The organism is Amphritea balenae (assembly GCF_003858655.1).
In the GTDB taxonomy this organism is placed as follows: Bacteria; Pseudomonadota; Gammaproteobacteria; order Pseudomonadales; family Balneatricaceae; genus Amphritea; species Amphritea balenae.
The window spans coordinates 236,810-253,060 of sequence record NZ_RQXV01000004.1; the positions used below are offsets into that span (position 1 = coordinate 236,810).

Here is a 16,251-nt window from a genome sequence, read left to right on the forward strand (position 1 = left end):
CAGTAAGCTGTGCCCGTAATTTATCTATTAGCTCTATCGCTTACCTAAGCGGCGAATGGCCTGTGGGGTAAAGTCCCGATGCTTAAAGCGGGCATTAAAGTCGAAACCATCACCCTCTTCATTGGTCAGACTGCCTGCAATATAGCGACCTGATTGCAGGTCATATAGCAGTTCAGCAGTAAGCCAGGGTACCTGAGCATCCTGATACTGCATCTGATGAGCTTCACCAACGCGCCATAGCTGACCACGGCCATCATAGTGATCTACGATAGCGGTTTGCCAGGTATCCTCATCGATGTAAAAGGTACGCTTGGCATAAACATGCCGTGAACCTTCTTTCAGGGTCGCTTCAACTTTCCAAACCCGGTGCAGCTCATAACGGCTATGTTCAGGATTCAGATGGCCCTTTTTCAGGATATCTGAATACTTCAGGTTACGGTCTGCCAGTTTGTAGCTGTTATAAGGGATGTAGATCTCTTCCTTACCTGCCAGATTCCAGTTGTAACGGTCTGGTGCACCGTTAAACATATCCAGGTTATCGGCGGTACGTTGACCATCAGAGGCTGTTCCTGGTGCATCATAGGCGATCTGAGGAGCACGACGTACACGACGCTGTCCTGCGTTATAGATCCATGCCTGACGCGGCTTAGCAATCTGATTCTGAGCTTCATGTACCAGTAGAACATTACCGGTTAAACGGGCCGGTGCTTGTATCTGCTGTACAAAATAGAACAGAATATTGTCATCTTTAGCGTTACGTCCCTCTTTCAGATAGTTCGGCCAGGACATTTTTTCAGTAATTTTCACAGGCACAAAATTACCATTTTCATGCACCGGCACCTGTACAAAGGTTCGTTCCAGGGCGCCACCCCGGTAACGGGTCATATGGTTCCAGATCGCTTCCAAACCAGTTTGTGGAATAGGGAAGGGCACACCTTCCTGAGTGTTCGCACTCAGTCCATTACCACCATCGGTTAACTCAGCGTTCACGGCATTCTGACGGACATTGTCATACTGCGTTTGTGGCAGAGATGCGCTTCGGTGAGTCGGATAGATATTCATTTTGAAACTGTCAGGGTACTTGGCAAACATTGCCAGTTGTCCCGGGGTCAGATTCTGCTTGTGCTGCTCAGCATTCTCAGCAGTAATTGTCAGTATTGGTTGCTCACTGGCGTAAGGGTCGGCATAACGATCTCCCCCCGCTGGCAAACCGCCATCCCAGGCTGGGATAGTGCCAGCAGCGTTACCTGCTTTTTCTGCCCCCATCGGTGTCAGGCTATCACCCAGTTTAGCGGCTTCCGCTTCAGAAACGGCTGCCAGGGTGTGCATACTAAAACTCAGGCTCATGGCGGAGCCAAGTATCAGAGCCGTGGATTTAAAATTCATAATCAATACTCCTTAACAGGCTCTTAGAAAGAAACGGATGCGCTGAGTGACAGGAAGTCACGGTCATCGATTGCGTTATAGTCACCACCAAAGAAATTGGTGTAGCCCATTCTTACCTGATACTGGTTCAGGTAGTCGGCTGTCAGACTGATAGTAGCGGTTTTTTCACCTTCTCTGAAAGCGGCGCCAGGTTCAGGACCATTGCCTTCAATACCGTGCTTGAAGCTAATTTCAGGTTTAAGATTTACACCGGCAAAAACATCAGAGTAACTCAGGTTAGCGCGGACGACATAGCCCAAAGAGTCCTGAGTAACAAAGCCTTCAGTATCAGTTCCTGTAAAACCAAATACACTGTTACGACCATATTTGATGGCTGAGGCGCTTTCATCTAAATCATGTATATGAGTCCAACCCAGTTCACCAATTAAGGTCATACGGCTTGCGCCCATTACCTGATCAAGATACTTGATAAAGGTGGTTTGTACCTGGGTTACATCAAACTGGTCATAACCACTGACTTCGCCGCCAAGACCTGCCGCAGAGATTCTTGAACTCGCAGGATTAGTTGGATCGCCACCACCGGTTAAGATAGCTCCTACTAGCATTGCACCGTTAAGCTGGAGTGGAACATCCATTTTATGACTGATTTCTCCCGACCAGGCAATATCATCAATATTGGTACTGAAGCTCAGGCCAATCATTTTGGTATCTTCTGGATATTCGATAAAGTATTGCGCATCAAATGGATTAATAATCAATGGAGAAGGAGAAATGACGGTTGACGTTACTACTCCACTAATTAATGGGAGGCGACTATGGTATTTAGCAAAGTAAAGACCGAATTCCGTGCTGTTAAGTTCTTCGGAAAAATAACGCAATGCTAGACCAAACTGACCGCTATCATCAGCTTCTCTTATTCCATCGCTAGTCCTGTTAACTACTGAGACCCCGAAAGGGGTTGGTGGAGGCAGAGGTAATGAAGCCCCTGAATAATAGACTGAATCTGGAACAGGGTAAGGTGTGCGAATACCATCACAGCCTTCTGAGCTTATATCTGCGGTTGAAAAGTAGGTACCGCAACCGTCAACACTGGTTTTCTCCCATTCAAGTTGGTAAAAAGCTTCAACGTTAAGGCTATCGGTTAGTCCAAGGGAAGCAAAGGCCATATTAACCGGCAGCAGCCCCTCTTTGACTTCGGCACCTGCGCGGCGGAAGGCATTAACGTCAAACGGGTTAATTACGTTAATACCGCCCTGAATAAAGGTGCTTTCGCCCCAGTTAACAACCTGACGACCAATGCGTACATCCAGAGGCTGATCATTTAGCTCGAACTCGCCAAACACATAGGCGTCGAGGATCTCTGCGCCGGAAAACTTGGCGTAATCATTGAAGCCACTATCATCCAGTGAAGTATTTGCCGCGTAGCCGTTAGGAATATGACCGTGGTTTACCGTGCCTTCACTCAACGCATAGTCATACCAGTATTTGCCCCGGACAAACGCACCAATGTTATCTTTAGATAGCTCAAGGTCATGTACACCTTTGAATACGGTTGAAAATGCATCGCCTTTGGAGTAGTTCTGAGTACCGTCATCAAAGCTTCCACCGCCTGCACCAGTACCTCCGTTAGGAACAGAAATAAGATCACTGTTCTGACCGGCCATGCGCCAGCTGGAGCCAATGGATAACTGAGAATCAAAGCGACCCTCTATTTCACCGATATTGAACTCCACGGCGATAGCGGGCGTTGCCAGTGCGGTAGATAAAATAGTCAGGGATATGCTTTGAGCCAGTCGATTACGCAGCATTTTGGGCTGTCGCTGTGGTGACGTCCGGGTCGGTCGGTTTGCCATAGGTTTCACCTTTAATTGGTCTTTTTATTTTTGTTGAATGTGCACTGCGTTTGTAATGACAAAAACAGTTACCCAAGGTCGCATGAGTATTCATGGCTATTCAGGGCGTTTCCAAAATTGTATTAAGGCAGGCTAGATATTCCTTTATCTGAAGAGCGAATAAAATAACAATACTCATCATAATGAGTGACAAAAAAAGTCGCAGCTTTTTTTTTAAGTTTTATTGATATAAGTTAAATGAACAGGTTATGCGAATAATTAAAACAAAAGCTGATAATTAATATCGAGAGGAAATGATGGAAAAGACCATCACAGTCCCCAGTGGTTATGTACTTTCTCTACTGCAGCAGGTGAAAAAACAGGGCTATGATCTGTCTGAACTTTTGTCGGAGTTAGGCATTGATCCCAGTGAAATAGAGATGCGTACAGAGTTCTCTGCTGTCAAATTCGGTCAGCTCTATCAACGTATTATGTGGACATCTCAGGATGAGTCCTTCGGTATGCTATCGGGGGGGCGGGTACCTAACGGTACGTTCAGGATGATGTGCCATGCCATTATTCATTGTCTGACGTTAGAACGGGCGATCTGGCGTTGTAGCTCGTTTTATGAAATATGCCGGGGGACAAAAGTTAAACCCAGTCTGGTCAGAAAAGGGCGTTTTGCCAAAATATCTTTTGCGCCAGTCAGTACCGTACCTGAAGCCGAAGTTAAAAACCTGATGGAAAATCAGATCGCCAGTGAAATTCGCACCGGCTTGTCAATGTGGCACCACTTTATCAGCTGGTTAATTGGTACCCGTCTGGATCTGAAAGCGGCGTACTTTAATTTTCCTCAGCCGGATGATGCTTATCACTACGAAACTTTGTTTCAGTCGGAAATAAAGTTTGATCAGCATGACAATGCGATAGTGTTTCCAGCCCGTTACCTCGATTACCCTATTGTCCAGAATGATGAGACCCTGCGAGGCTTTTTACAGACCGCCCCCTATCAGTTGATAGTGATGGTGGATAATGATCAGACCTTAACCTCTCAGGTCGTTGCCTTGTTAGGTAAAGACTTCAGTCGTGAACTGCCCGGTGCAGAAGATGTTGCCTTTAAGCTGAATATGTCTGTGTCGACTCTGCGACGCAGACTGGCCGATGAAGATAGTTCGTACCAGAAGATAAAAGATGAATGTCGCAAGAAAGCCGCAATTAACTATATGGATTCGCCTCAGCTGTCGATCAATGATGTCGCCGCACTAATGGGTTTTGATGAACCATCGGCCTTCTTCCGCTCTTTCAAGAAGTGGACAGGGATGACGCCAGGGGAGTATCGAAAGAGCGAAACATACGGCCAGAAGTACGCTCTTGGCAGTGTTAACTAGCATTACCGCACCCGGAGTTATCCGGCTCAGGGAAGATGATGTTAAAAAAGTAAATTTTCCGTTGTTAAAGTATTGACACAAACGCGAAATCCTTTAATATACGCCACCTCACTGGAGGGGTGGCTGAGTGGTCGAAAGCACTGGTCTTGAAAACCAGCGAGGGTTAATAGCCCTCCCAGGGTTCGAATCCCTGCCCCTCCGCCATTAAGTGAGAAAGTGTTCCTCGATAGCTCAGTTGGTAGAGCAGTAGACTGTTAATCTATTGGTCGCTGGTTCGAGTCCAGCTCGAGGAGCCAGATGGGACGTTAGCTCAGTTGGTAGAGCAGTTGGCTTTTAACCAATTGGTCATAGGTTCGAATCCTATACGTCCCACCACTTTTTCTTTTGAGTAATCTTAAGAATTTGTGGAATGGGGAAAAGAAGTCCGGTGTGGGACGTTAGCTCAGTTGGTAGAGCAGTTGGCTTTTAACCAATTGGTCATAGGTTCGAATCCTATACGTCCCACCACTTCTACAATAAGCCGCTTAGATGCGGTTTTTTTGTGTCTGAAAAAAGTGAAGAGTAAGCTCGTATAGGATGAGAACCGTAAAAGGTTCGAGCCGAGCGCAGCGAGACAACCGAGGAGCCTGCGACGATGGCCCGGAGGGCGCAGTAATCCTATACGTCCCACCACTTCTTATAGAACAGCCACCGTAAGGTGGTTTTTTTATGCCCAAAATATGTGGCGAGGATAGGATGAGAACCGTAAAAGGTTCGAGCCGAGCGCAGCGAGACAACCGAGGAGCTTGCGACGATGGCCCGGAGGGCGCAGTAATCCTATACGTCCCACCACTTCTTATAGAACAGCCACCGTAAGGTGGTTTTTTTATGCCTAAAATATGTGGTGAGGATAGGATGAGAACCGTAAAAGGTTCGAGCCGAGCGTAGCGAGACAACCGAGGAGCCTGCGACGATGGCCTGGAGGGCGCAGTAATCCTATACGTCCCACCACTTCTACAATCAGCCGCCGCTTTTGGTTGAATAGGTTGCTACTTCGTAGCTTTAAGGTCGTGCTTTTTCTTTTTCTGGCAGGAATCGAAAGTTCTGTTCTAGCTACTCTCTTTTGCTTCCCGGTACTCAATACCCGTAATTTCATACCAGGCTTCGTTGCCATCCGGACGCAGAATTGAGAATTCATCGCCTAAATGTTTTTTTAGCAGCTGTTTGGCCATAGGGGAATCCATGCTTATGTAGCCTGGGGTTTGGCCGATTTCATCGGGGCCTACAATGCGGTAACAGCCTTCGTGGTCCTGTTCATCCATTACGGTTACCCAGGCGCCGAAGAAAACGGTGTTGCGGTCTTCCGGCAGACGATCGACCACGGTCAGTACGTCCAGACGTTTTGACAGGTATCGTACCCGCCGATCTATTTCACGTAGCTGTTTTTTACCGTATATATATTCGGCATTTTCTGAGCGATCTCCCTGTGCAGCGGCCTCTTTTACTGACTGAGTAATCGCGGGCCGTTTCACCTTCCACAGATATTTCAGCTCATCATTCAGTGCTTTAGCACCGGCAGCGGTTATATAGCGGGATTTTGGCTCTGCGGGTTCTCTGTAGCGTCCCATGAAAGAATAATTTCCTCTAAAGAATTCGGCGCCAGGGCCGACTTAAACTAATCTTAGAATAAGCTCTTACTTTACCTTAGAACATGCCGGTATTTCATGCAGATTGAACGGATAGAACAACAGATAGAGAGTTATACCTCGTCGTTAACCCATGCGGTTAACGAGGGCCGGGGTGCGCAGTTCTCTATGTTGCTGAGTCTGATCAATAATGCTGAAGGGCTGGTGCAGAAAAAAGCTCAAGCCAGTAGTACGGAGTTTCGTCTTCCTGAAGAGGAGGGGCTGCAATACCCTGATCCTGACAGTCTCTATAGCGAGGAGCTTGTCGGGCGTTTAAATCGTTCAGTGACAGAAACTCAGCAAGGTGAATTTGCTTATCTGTTGAGTCACCTTGAGAGTCGATCAGCAAGCCCGGTCAATGTGCAACTGAATCAGGATTACTTTGCTAAGGTGGGGCTGGCATCAGCCGGTCGACTGATGCTGGATGAGATTGATCGTTCGGGTCAGCAGTTCAGTGCGCAGGCTTAAGTTAAGAGCGTCTGGATTCTTCTGAATCTCGCTTTAAGTACGCCACTGAATCTTCTCAGTGTTGCCCTGTTCTATCTTCCACCATTCATCCGGGTCATCACCGGTGTTCCAGCCACTGGCGATACAGCGTATCTGGGTGTCCAGTTCACTGGCGGCTTGTTTGGCGCAGTCCAGATCCTGCATCCAGGGGGTTTGATCTGAGTTAAACCAGACGCTGGTCCAGGCTTTTCCCGATACCTTTTCATGTACCATCACCGGGACTTCCTGTTGATCCAGCATGCCAATAAAATGATGGACTTGTCCCTGTTCATAATCTCGGTGGAGAGTGTGGCAAACCTGTTCCAGCCACTTGATAATCTGATCCAGTGAGCGGTCTTTGATATATATTTCGATATCCGGGTGGCGTTGAGTGTCAGTCATCTTGAGGTCTGGTGTCAGTTAACAGAAAGCGGAATATCCGCAGGATGCTCAGGCTAATATAGCCGAATGCGGCGGTGATTGCGCCGCCAATCGCAGTAATCAGTCCGATTAATGCGATTAATTCCCGGTGCAGGCTTTGTTGCAGAAGAAACTGGGCCGTAACCAATAGGAGAAAGCCCAGCAAAAAGATACCTAAGCCTGACATCAGGATGATCATGTTTTGTCTGATGTTATCGGCGCGCCGGATCAGACGTATTCGCAGGCGATGTGTCAGGCTTTGTTTTCCGCTCGGGTTATCCATTGGCTTAGTTACGTTTAAAGCGTGCCAGCTTAACGTCCAGAGTGAGTTCCAGCTGCGCTAGCTGGGCTAACCTGTCTTTAGCCTGTTGGTTGATTCTCCAGCCGTGGGGAGTCATCGACAGCAGCTGCTGAATCTGGGTCTGATCGGGTAGGGTAAACTGATAGCGAACCGTTTCAGTGTTAATAAGTGTAAACTGATCACCCAGTACCTCCGCCGGATTGAAACCGGAGTGGCGTACTTTGTCATAGATAAGTTCACGCAGTTCAAGCAGATGGTCTTCGCCGGGATAGGCGATCAATAACGCTGCATCTTGCTTCAGGGTACGGCCGAACTCTTCGGGCATGAGTCGGCTAAACAGTACGGTTATCAGATCAAGTGAGCTGTCAGCTACCGGCATCCGGGCACCAGAGGCTACCAACCATTGTATTGCTTTGTTTTGTCCACAGGCGGCTTTTACCGCATGTTTGGAGATGTCCAGCCCTGCTAGTTGGTAACTCTGTTGCTGGTTTTCTACCTGTTGTTCTAACTGCAGCTCTAGCAGTTGCTGCATGTGGTTAGTGTAATAGCCTTCACCGCAGCCCATATCCAGTATGCGCGCATCAATGTTATTAGTCAGTTCTGCTACCCGCGTAGCAACGCTGTCTGCTAGGAGCTGATAGTGACCCAACGCCAGAAAAGCACGCCTGGCCTGTACCATCTCTGCATTATCACCGGGATCTTTAGAGCGCTTCTGATTGGCCAACAGAAGATTCCAGTAGCCTTGTTTCGCCGCATCATAGCTATGGCGGTCAGGGCACTCTAAGTGCTTTGTATCACCTTGTAAGGGTTGCAGGCAGACCGGACAGTTCAGCGCAAAAGTCATGATTATTTCTGCACCATCAGGCGGGCAAGAATGTTTTCATAAAGTGATGAAAGGGTATCCAGATCGTCCACTTTAACCCGTTCGTTTACTTTATGGATGGTCGCGTTGATCGGCCCCAGTTCGACTACCTGAGCACCAGTTGGCGCGATGAAACGGCCATCAGATGTACCGCCGGAAGTGGATAGTTCTGTTTCCTGACCTGTAATCGCCCGAATAGATTCAACACAGGCATTAACCAGATCACCCTTGTCAGTAATAAAGGGGTTACCACTGAGAGTCCATTTTATGTCGTAATTCAGGCCGTAACGGTTAAGAATCTCGTGAGTACGCTCTTTAATCTGATCCGCTGTCAGCTCGGTTGAAAAACGGAAATTGAATTGCACATCGATATGACCGGGAACCACATTGGTCGCCCCGGTACCGGCATGGATATTTGAAATCTGAAAACTGGTCGGCGGGAAATACTCATTGCCTTCATCCCAGTGCTCGGTTGCCAGCTCATTCAGCGCGGGTGCCGCAAGGTGGATAGGGTTTTCAACCAGGTGTGGATAAGCAACGTGTCCCTGAACTCCGCGGATGATAAGGTCGCCACTGATCGATCCACGACGGCCATTCTTAATTGCATCACCTACTTTTTCGGTGCTGGACGGTTCACCAATGATACACCAGTCAATTTTTTCGTTGCGGGCTTCCAGATGATCGATAACCCTTGTCGTGCCATTGATAAACGGGCCTTCTTCGTCGCTGGTGATCAACAGAGCAATAGAGCCCTGATGATCTGGGTGGTGCTCAATGAAACGTTCCAGGGCGGTCATAAAGGCAGCCAGGCCGCCCTTCATGTCAGCGGCACCACGACCACAGAGAAAACCATCGGCAATAGTGGCTTCAAAGGGCGGGTAGTCCCACTTCTCTTCCGGGCCGGAAGGTACAACATCGGTATGACCGGCAAAACAAAATAGCGGCCCTTCCGTGCCCCGGCGAGCCCAGAAATTTGTTACCTCTTCAAACTGCAGGCGTTCGATATGAAAATCCATGGCTTCCAAACGTTCAATCATTAGCTCCTGACAACCCGCATCATCCGGGGTGACTGAGCGTCGGGAGATCAGTTGCTTGGCAAGTTCAACAGTAGGGGAGAGGATGGACATTAAAAAACACCTTGGAAACAGAGAGGAAGATGGATGCTGTCGATAACAGCATCCAGTCGGAACTTAAGGAAGGGGCTTGCTCGTATCTTCCTTAGTTATGGGCGTGTAGCTCTTCGTTCAGTTCAATCGCAGACTTATTAGTCTTTACTTCGATGCGACCGTTCTGAGAGTTACGACGGAACAGCAGATCAGGCTTGCCGGCCAGCTCAGCCGCTTTAATGGTGCTGACTTCGTTATTCTGGTCGTCCAGCAGAGTTACCTTGGAACCTGCAGTGACGTACAGACCGGCTTCAACAGTACAGCGATCGCCAAGTGGCAGACCCAGACCGGCATTCGCGCCCAGTAGGCAGTTTTCGCCCACAGAGATAACGACATTGTTACCACCGGATAAAGTACCCATCGTTGAGCAACCGCCACCCAGGTCGGAACCGTTACCTACAACAACGCCTGCAGAGATACGGCCTTCAACCATACTGACGCCCATAGTACCGGCGTTGAAGTTGATGAAGCCTTCGTGCATAACTGTGGTGCCTTCGCCAACGTATGCGCCCAGGCGGATACGTGAGGTTGCAGCCAGACGAGTACCAGCAGGTACGACGTAGTTAGCCATTTTCGGGAATTTATCAACCGAATGAACATCGATGATGCGACCCTGAGCACGGGCAGCCAGTTGACGCTTAGGCAGATCTGCCAGAGAGATTGCGCCTTCGTTTGTCCAGGCAACGTTTGGCAGTTTACCGAACATGCCGTTCAGGTTCAGACCGTGTGGCTGTACCAGACGATGAGACAGCAGTGCCAGCTTCAGGTATACCTCAGCAGTAGACTCCGGATCCGCATCTGTTTCCAGAATGGTCAGGATCATTGGCTGCTTAGTACCTTTACAGATCTCTACAATTTCAGCCTGATCTTCAGCGTCAACAGACAGGAAAGCACCTTCCAGGTCGGTCAGCTGTGCATCGTTCAGTTCAAAGGCCTGGTTACCACCGGTATAACCGAATTTAGCTGCTACCGCTTCAATCATTGCGGCTGAAGGGGTGAGTAATGGTTGGTTGTAATATACTTCCAGTAGCTCGCCGTCAGAAGACTTGGTGCCAATACCCAGACCAAATGCAAAAGTTGTCATGTGTAACTCCATAGAACTTTTAAATTGTAAGTTTAAGTAGAGCTATAAGCAGCGCTTAAGTCAGGCAGCTAAATAGCACTTAAAAATTAGTTATAGGACCGGACTCAGAATTTTTGAGCTTCTGGCTCCGGTGCTTGTTTCGTTTTATCAGTCGCTGAAGAGAGCGCTGTATTCATTCTCTTTAAATCCAACCTTGTAGCTATCGTTCTGTACCAGCACCGGACGTTTAATCAGAGTCGGGGTTGCCAGCATTTCACGTATAGCTGAGGCTTGATCAATATTGTTCTTAACTTCGTCGTCCAACTGACGCCAGCTGGTACTACGTTTATTCAGTAGAACTTCCCAGCCCAGCTGTTCAATCCAGACGTTAAGTTGCTGTTCGGTTAGTCCATCCTTGCGGAAATCATGGAAGCTGAATGCGACGTTATTTGTCTGCAGCCAGCGTTGCGCTTTTTTAACCGTGTCGCAATTAGCAATGCCATATAAAGTTGTCATAGTGATAGCCTTAATTCGCCAGCGATTCAACATAGCGACGGATACGCCATGCTGCTTCCACACATTCATCCTGGGTTGCTACCAGTGCCATCCGCACCCGGCCCGCGCCAGGCAGGTTGCCCTGTTCATCTTCGCGCGAAACATAGCTGCCCGGTAGGACGGTTACATTCTGCTGCTCGAATAATCCCTGGGCAAATTTATCATCGGCGATCGGCGTACCGGCCCAGAGGTAGAAACTGGCATCCGGCAGTTTTACATCCATTACCGGCTCAAGAATTTCGATTACAGCGGCGAATTTATCGCGGTATTTATCGCGATTTTCCAATACATGGGCTTCATCTCCCCAGGCACTGATGCTGGCCATCTGCGTAGGCAGTGACATTGCGCAGCCATGATAAGTTCGGTAGCTTAGAAACGGCTTTATCAGGCTGGCATCACCAGCGACAAAGCCAGACCGTAGTCCCGGCAGGTTTGAACGCTTCGATAAACTATGGAATACCATGCAGTTTTTATAATTGTTACGGCCGATCTTTGCACAAGCTTCCAGCAAACCGGCTGGTGGAGTTGCTTCATCAAAGTAGATCTCTGAATAACACTCGTCCGACGCCAGAATAAAATTGTATTTATCAGATAGTCTGATCAGCTTAATCAGTGTGTCAGCATCTGTCACTGCCCCGGTTGGGTTGCTGGGCGAACATAAAAATAGCAGCTGACAGCGTTGCCAAACAGATTCAGGTACAGCGTCGAAATCCGGAACAAAGTTATTCTCTGCTACACAGTTCAGGTAGTAAGGTTCAGCACCGGAAAGGTAGGCCGCCCCTTCATAGATCTGATAGAACGGGTTTGGTGAAACCAGTAACGGTGTTTCACCGCTTTCAGGGGCGCGGTTTATAGCCGCCTGGGTGAACGCGAAAATGGCCTCCCGGGTACCATTAACCGGCAGGACATGCTGTTCAGCCGTCAGACTGCCCGCTTCAAGACTAAAACGCTGAGTCGCCCAGTTGGCAATCGCCTGACGCAGTTCAATTGTGCCTGCGGTGGTCGGGTAATTAGCCAGCTTATCCAGATTGCGGGTGAATTCATCCATTACAAATTCAGGCGATGGATGCTTAGGTTCGCCAATGGATAGTGCGATATGTTCAATATCGGCCGGTGGTGTTACCTCGGCTTTCAGCTTAGCCAGTTTTTCGAACGGATATGGCTGTAGCTTATGCAGATCTGGATTCATTGAAATGCCTTGTTGTTTTGAGAACCTGCGAATAAGTCCCGGATTTTCTCTGTGGGCAATAAAACGGCTTGATGCGCGAAAGGCCGTGCAGCGGAATGACGAGTCCTTTTCAAGCGGCCTGACAAAGCAGAAAGTCGTTTTAGTGCCCACCCTACGAGGCGTTCGGGACTTGTTCGTAGGTTCCTAGTAAAAAGAGCGGAAATTATACCGGAAGGGAGGCTGTGGGCCAACGAAACCGCTACTTTAAGCAAAATTCTGTCTATATTTAGTAAATACAGACAGTAACTACGTGACAATAATTAATGAAGATCATAGTCTTAGGGTTAGGAGCATTAGCAAATGGAGTGAGTCATAGTGCTATCAGATAATCGATTGCACCCCCGGGTTGCGACGGATATTTCGGTTAAAGTCGGTATTCCCGGCGACAATAGTGGTGCCAGGATAATAGATATCAGTTTGGGTGGAATTACCATCAGTGGTTCGGATGAACTGGCGCAGGTATTGACGCTGGATCAGGAAAACCCTTCTGTGATTCGTGAACATGTAATCAGTTTTAGTTTGCCAAGCAGTGAGTTCAGTGAGGTGTGTCGGCTGGTTAATATCCGACGGTTATCTCAGAGCAAATTTGAGTTTGGTATGAAATTTGTTGATTTGAATTCAAGGGATGTCGCCAGCATCTCAGATTATATTAATAACCATGTACTTTGAGTATTAACTTTTAAGTTATAAGTCGTAAGCGTAAAGAAGCCCGGATTAACCGGGCTTTTTTGTGTATTAAGGCTGTGTTGCCGGGCGCTTACGGAGCATGTTCTGTAAACTAAACTTGGCATTTTCCAGCATGACAAGCAGTGAGGGTACAACCAGTAATATCAGCATAGTGCCGAATGCCAGACCGAATACAATAGAGGTCGCCATTGGAATCAGGAACTGGGCCTGCAGTGAGGTCTCAAACAGAATCGGTGTCAGGCCGGCAATGGTTGTCAGTGATGTTAACAATACCGCCCGCAGCCGCTGACACGCCGCTTCAACGATAGCGCTATGCACATCCATCCCCTGCTTACGCAACTTCTGGTAGAAAGTGATCAGAACAATAGAATCGTTGATGACAATGCCGGATAAACCAAAACAACCGAACAGGGATAGAATGGTCAGGCTTTGACCGGTCATCAGATGTCCCGCGATAGCGCCGGTCAGGCCCAGAGGGATTGCCAGCATCACCGCCAGCGGCCAGCTGTATGATGAAAAAACCCAGCTCAGGATTATAAAGATCAGTAACAGTGCAATCAGCAGCCCAAGCTTCATATCCGCCAGCGTTTCTCGCTGATTCTTGTTACGGCCTTCAAAACTGGCCTGAACACCGAATTCTGATGTGATCTGCTGGATCTTACCATCGCGCAGATCAGCCAGTATTTCATTCGCGTTGGCGACCGCTTCATCAAGGTCTCCGGTGATCTTAATTGCCAGCTGACCGTCGACCCGCTGTAATCGGTCGAGCCCTTGTCGGTCAGTGAACCGCACGACATTAGCTAACGGAGAGCTGCTTCCATCGGGTAGCAGGACGGGCAGGTTTTCAAGCGCGCTCAGACGATCACGTTCGTTGTCAGGCAGTACTACCCGAACTTCAATTTCATCTTCGCCGCGATTGAATATCTGCACTAACTGGCCGTCGAAGGCTGAGCGGAGCTGGCGACCGACTGAGTTGATATTCAATCCAGCGGTTTTGCCTGCCGGTGTGAGTTCATAGATCAGTTGCGATTTACCAAACGGCAGATCGTCATCCACATTGCTCACACCATTGTACTGACGCAGGCTATCCTGCACTGCAAGTGAGGCGGCTTTCAACTGCTCGACATTAGTGCCGACCAGCTTCACATCCAGTGACTTACCCGGTGGACCTGAGCGGTTCAGGTCGATGGTGAATTTTTCAATCCCGGCAGGCCTGATGATTTTGCTGCGCCACTGCTTAATAATGTCAGAATTAGTGACTTCTCTGCTATCCACAGGCGTGAACTGGACGTATAGCGCACCAAATTCGTCGCCTTTAGATGATCGTTCACTGTTACGGCTGGAGTTTGTTTTACGATGAACCTGCAAGGCCATTACCACCAGATTTCCGCCCAGCTCTGCTTCAGTCTCGCGTAAAGTCTGATCCAGATGTTGCAGAAAATTGTCGACCTGCTCTGGTCCGGTACCGGCAGTAAACTGAATATTAGCGTTCAGGGTTTCCAGTTCGACAGCCGGGAAGAAGGTGAACTTTATCCGGCCACTACTCACCAGGCCAATAGCGATTATAAATGCAGCTAAAGCGATGGTGACGGTAATCCAGCGAAATTCGATAGCGTTTTCCACCCAGCGGCGGAAGCGACCATTTTTAAAGTTATTAAAAGCGTTATCCAGTTTGATCCGGATTTTAGACGGGTGAAGATCCTCCGCTTTATGCAAACTGTGATGCAGGTGACCCGGTAAGATAAGAAAACATTCAACCACTGAGGCAGCAATAACGCAGATAACCACGGTAGGAATATCGATCAGGATATTGCCGATAATGCCACCGATCATCAGGAGTGGCAGGAAGGCTGCGATGGTGGTCATAGAGGATGCCATAACCGGAGCGAGCATTCGATGGGCTCCACCAATAGCCGCCTGCAGACCGGGTTCGCCCATCTGTAAGTGAGTTAGTGTGTCTTCACCAACGACGATAGCATCGTCAACAATGATACCCAGCGCCATAATCATGCCGAACAGGCTGATCATGTTGATGCTGCCACCTATGCCATAGAGCACCGCCAGAGTGGCCATAAAAGAGATCGGGATACCGACCGTTACCCAGAATGCAACCCGGGCATTGAGGAACAGAAACAGGGTGGCAATAACCAGAATCAGTCCACCCAGACCATTTTTGATCAACAGGTTTATACGGTCTTGTATGGCGACATAGCTTTCATCAAATGCGATTAACTGAATTTCCGGCGGCAGGGTTGGCTGGCGGTCATCCATCCATTCGCGCATGATGGCTGCGGCTTCGAGGGTGTCATCATTTTCTGTACGGCGCAGACTTAGCTCGATCGCAGCCTGACCACGGTAGGTCAGAAATGTCTGGTTATCCTGGTTGCGCCATTCTATATCGGCGATATCACCCAGCCGGACCAGTCGACCTTGCTGTTCAGTCAGTAACGGTAGTTGATTGAACCCTTCTACATCACGCTGCTGGTTAAGGCTGCGAACCTGGCGGGAACCATCACCTTTAGCTGCAGTACCTGCAGGAAGGTCAACACTACGCTGGCCTATTATCTGTGCTACATCACTCAGGCTCATGCCCAGCTCATGGAGGCGGGCAGAAGGTATCTGAACCGCAATCTCCTCTTCAGGCATCCCGATAAAGTCAATTTTACGAATGCCGCGCTGTAATAGCTCACGCTCAAACTGGCGTGCCAGGGAACGTAGTTCCTGCGGGTTGGCGCTGGGGCTGGTAATCAGAATCCGGGCGATATCTTCATAGCGTATGATCTGTTGCACGACCGGTTGTTCAGCATCAGAGGGGAGACTCGATATACCATCAACCTTCTGTTTCACTTCGTCCAGAATGTAGGCAATATCGCTGTCTTCTTCCAGCTCCAGTCGAATAGATGCCGCGCCCTGTACCGCAGTAGAGAATAAGCTGTCGATACCATTAACTGATTTTAATTCCCGCTCAATAGGCAGGATAATTGAGCGTTCAACATCTTCTGCTGCTGCGCCACTCCAGGGCACGGCGATGGTAATAATATCCAGCTCAAAAGAAGGGAAGAACTGCGTGTTGAGTTTCTTTAGTCCCCAGATTCCCGCCAGAATCATGAGCATCATTAACAGATTGGCAGCGACTCTGTGCTCAGTAAACAACGCAGTCAGGTTTTGTAGCGGACCCCGGTAACCTCTGTATTCACTATTATCCTGCATCGT

Annotated in this window: 14 protein-coding genes, 4 tRNA genes and 3 other RNA genes; 10 read left to right on the forward strand and 11 right to left on the reverse strand. The window is 48.7% G+C overall.

Annotation, left to right across the window (positions count from 1 at the left end):
- Positions 1-33 precede the first annotated feature (33 nt).
- Both EHS89_RS09255 and EHS89_RS09260 read right to left on the reverse strand, forming a co-directional pair.
- Positions 34-1,386, reverse strand: coding sequence for a DUF1329 domain-containing protein (locus EHS89_RS09255; protein WP_124925863.1), 1,353 nt, complete (start codon positions 1,384-1,386; stop codon positions 34-36).
- Between the two features lie 23 nt (positions 1,387-1,409).
- The gene (locus tag EHS89_RS09260) at positions 1,410-3,239 is read right to left on the reverse strand and encodes a DUF1302 domain-containing protein (RefSeq protein ID WP_124925864.1); all 1,830 of its coding nucleotides are present in this window, start codon (positions 3,237-3,239) and stop codon (positions 1,410-1,412) included.
- Positions 3,240-3,535: 296 nt separating this feature from the next.
- Between EHS89_RS09260 and EHS89_RS09265 the strand changes: the two genes are divergently transcribed.
- From EHS89_RS09265 to EHS89_RS09300, 8 genes are all read left to right on the forward strand, one after another.
- On the forward strand, positions 3,536-4,606 hold the full coding sequence (locus tag EHS89_RS09265) for an AraC family transcriptional regulator (RefSeq protein ID WP_124925865.1): 1,071 nt from the start codon (positions 3,536-3,538) through the stop codon (positions 4,604-4,606).
- Positions 4,607-4,719: 113 nt separating this feature from the next.
- Positions 4,720-4,810, forward strand: a tRNA-Ser gene (locus EHS89_RS09270).
- Between the two features lie 16 nt (positions 4,811-4,826).
- A tRNA-Asn gene (locus EHS89_RS09275) sits at positions 4,827-4,902 on the forward strand.
- A gap of 3 nt (positions 4,903-4,905) precedes the next feature.
- A tRNA-Lys gene (locus tag EHS89_RS09280) sits at positions 4,906-4,981 on the forward strand.
- A 56-nt stretch (positions 4,982-5,037) separates the two neighbouring features.
- A tRNA-Lys gene (locus tag EHS89_RS09285) sits at positions 5,038-5,113 on the forward strand.
- A 48-nt stretch (positions 5,114-5,161) separates the two neighbouring features.
- A non-coding RNA gene (locus EHS89_RS09290) (RtT sRNA) lies at positions 5,162-5,278 on the forward strand.
- Positions 5,279-5,320: 42 nt separating this feature from the next.
- A non-coding RNA gene (locus EHS89_RS09295) (RtT sRNA) lies at positions 5,321-5,437 on the forward strand.
- A gap of 42 nt (positions 5,438-5,479) precedes the next feature.
- A non-coding RNA gene (locus tag EHS89_RS09300) (RtT sRNA) lies at positions 5,480-5,596 on the forward strand.
- A 98-nt stretch (positions 5,597-5,694) separates the two neighbouring features.
- Here the strand turns inward: EHS89_RS09300 and greB are convergent.
- The gene (greB, locus tag EHS89_RS09305; protein ID WP_124925866.1) at positions 5,695-6,213 is read right to left on the reverse strand and encodes a transcription elongation factor GreB; all 519 of its coding nucleotides are present in this window, start codon (positions 6,211-6,213) and stop codon (positions 5,695-5,697) included.
- 96 nt (positions 6,214-6,309) lie between these two features.
- Between greB and EHS89_RS09310 the strand changes: the two genes are divergently transcribed.
- Positions 6,310-6,738 carry a hypothetical protein gene (locus EHS89_RS09310; protein ID WP_124925867.1) on the forward strand — a complete coding sequence of 143 codons (429 nt, stop codon included), beginning with the start codon at positions 6,310-6,312 and terminating at the stop codon, positions 6,736-6,738.
- A 33-nt stretch (positions 6,739-6,771) separates the two neighbouring features.
- On the opposite strand, the gene EHS89_RS09315 is transcribed toward EHS89_RS09310, so the two are convergent.
- The 7 genes from EHS89_RS09315 to dapC all read right to left on the reverse strand — a co-directional run bounded on the left by EHS89_RS09315 (position 6,772) and on the right by dapC (position 12,312).
- Positions 6,772-7,158 (reverse strand): hypothetical protein, encoded by a 387-nt coding sequence (locus tag EHS89_RS09315; protein ID WP_124925868.1) that lies wholly within the window; start codon positions 7,156-7,158, stop codon positions 6,772-6,774.
- Positions 7,151-7,459, reverse strand: a complete 309-nt coding sequence (locus tag EHS89_RS09320) for a hypothetical protein (RefSeq protein WP_124925869.1) — start codon at positions 7,457-7,459, stop codon at positions 7,151-7,153. The genes EHS89_RS09315 and EHS89_RS09320 overlap by 8 nt, the downstream gene beginning before the upstream one ends.
- Positions 7,460-7,463: 4 nt before the next feature.
- Complete coding sequence (locus EHS89_RS09325) at positions 7,464-8,321, reverse strand: putative RNA methyltransferase (RefSeq protein ID WP_124925870.1); 858 nt, start codon at positions 8,319-8,321, stop codon at positions 7,464-7,466.
- A gap of 2 nt (positions 8,322-8,323) precedes the next feature.
- The gene (gene dapE, locus EHS89_RS09330; RefSeq protein WP_124925871.1) at positions 8,324-9,466 is read right to left on the reverse strand and encodes a succinyl-diaminopimelate desuccinylase; all 1,143 of its coding nucleotides are present in this window, start codon (positions 9,464-9,466) and stop codon (positions 8,324-8,326) included.
- 91 nt (positions 9,467-9,557) lie between these two features.
- On the reverse strand, positions 9,558-10,589 hold the full coding sequence (dapD, locus tag EHS89_RS09335; protein ID WP_124925872.1) for a 2,3,4,5-tetrahydropyridine-2,6-dicarboxylate N-succinyltransferase: 1,032 nt from the start codon (positions 10,587-10,589) through the stop codon (positions 9,558-9,560).
- Positions 10,590-10,736: 147 nt separating this feature from the next.
- Entirely contained in the window at positions 10,737-11,084 is a 348-nt protein-coding gene (locus tag EHS89_RS09340; RefSeq protein WP_124925873.1) for an ArsC family reductase, read from the reverse strand.
- 10 nt (positions 11,085-11,094) lie between these two features.
- Positions 11,095-12,312, reverse strand: coding sequence for a succinyldiaminopimelate transaminase (gene dapC / locus EHS89_RS09345; RefSeq protein ID WP_124925874.1), 1,218 nt, complete (start codon positions 12,310-12,312; stop codon positions 11,095-11,097).
- 354 nt (positions 12,313-12,666) lie between these two features.
- On the opposite strand from dapC, the gene EHS89_RS09350 reads away from it, so the two are divergent.
- Entirely contained in the window at positions 12,667-13,020 is a 354-nt protein-coding gene (locus tag EHS89_RS09350) for a PilZ domain-containing protein (RefSeq protein WP_170167462.1), read from the forward strand.
- Positions 13,021-13,086: 66 nt separating this feature from the next.
- Here the strand turns inward: EHS89_RS09350 and EHS89_RS09355 are convergent, their stop codons facing one another.
- Entirely contained in the window at positions 13,087-16,248 is a 3,162-nt protein-coding gene (locus EHS89_RS09355) for an efflux RND transporter permease subunit (protein ID WP_124925876.1), read from the reverse strand.
- Between the last annotated feature and the right edge of the window lie 3 nt (positions 16,249-16,251).

Bases quoted from the DNA above. Each gene is read 5' to 3' on its own strand.
- EHS89_RS09255 (WP_124925863.1), bottom strand. From the start codon at position 1,386: ATGAATTTTAAATCCACGGCTCTGATACTTGGCTCCGCCATGAGCCTG.
- EHS89_RS09260 (WP_124925864.1), bottom strand. From the start codon at position 3,239: ATGGCAAACCGACCGACCCGGACGTCACCACAGCGACAGCCCAAAATG.
- EHS89_RS09265 (WP_124925865.1), top strand. From the start codon at position 3,536: ATGGAAAAGACCATCACAGTCCCCAGTGGTTATGTACTTTCTCTACTG.
- greB (WP_124925866.1), bottom strand. From the start codon at position 6,213: ATGGGACGCTACAGAGAACCCGCAGAGCCAAAATCCCGCTATATAACC.
- EHS89_RS09310 (WP_124925867.1), top strand. From the start codon at position 6,310: ATGCAGATTGAACGGATAGAACAACAGATAGAGAGTTATACCTCGTCG.
- EHS89_RS09315 (WP_124925868.1), bottom strand. From the start codon at position 7,158: ATGACTGACACTCAACGCCACCCGGATATCGAAATATATATCAAAGAC.
- EHS89_RS09320 (WP_124925869.1), bottom strand. From the start codon at position 7,459: ATGGATAACCCGAGCGGAAAACAAAGCCTGACACATCGCCTGCGAATA.
- EHS89_RS09325 (WP_124925870.1), bottom strand. From the start codon at position 8,321: ATGACTTTTGCGCTGAACTGTCCGGTCTGCCTGCAACCCTTACAAGGT.
- dapE (WP_124925871.1), bottom strand. From the start codon at position 9,466: ATGTCCATCCTCTCCCCTACTGTTGAACTTGCCAAGCAACTGATCTCC.
- dapD (WP_124925872.1), bottom strand. From the start codon at position 10,589: ATGACAACTTTTGCATTTGGTCTGGGTATTGGCACCAAGTCTTCTGAC.
- EHS89_RS09340 (WP_124925873.1), bottom strand. From the start codon at position 11,084: ATGACAACTTTATATGGCATTGCTAATTGCGACACGGTTAAAAAAGCG.
- dapC (WP_124925874.1), bottom strand. From the start codon at position 12,312: ATGAATCCAGATCTGCATAAGCTACAGCCATATCCGTTCGAAAAACTG.
- EHS89_RS09355 (WP_124925876.1), bottom strand. From the start codon at position 16,248: ATGCAGGATAATAGTGAATACAGAGGTTACCGGGGTCCGCTACAAAAC.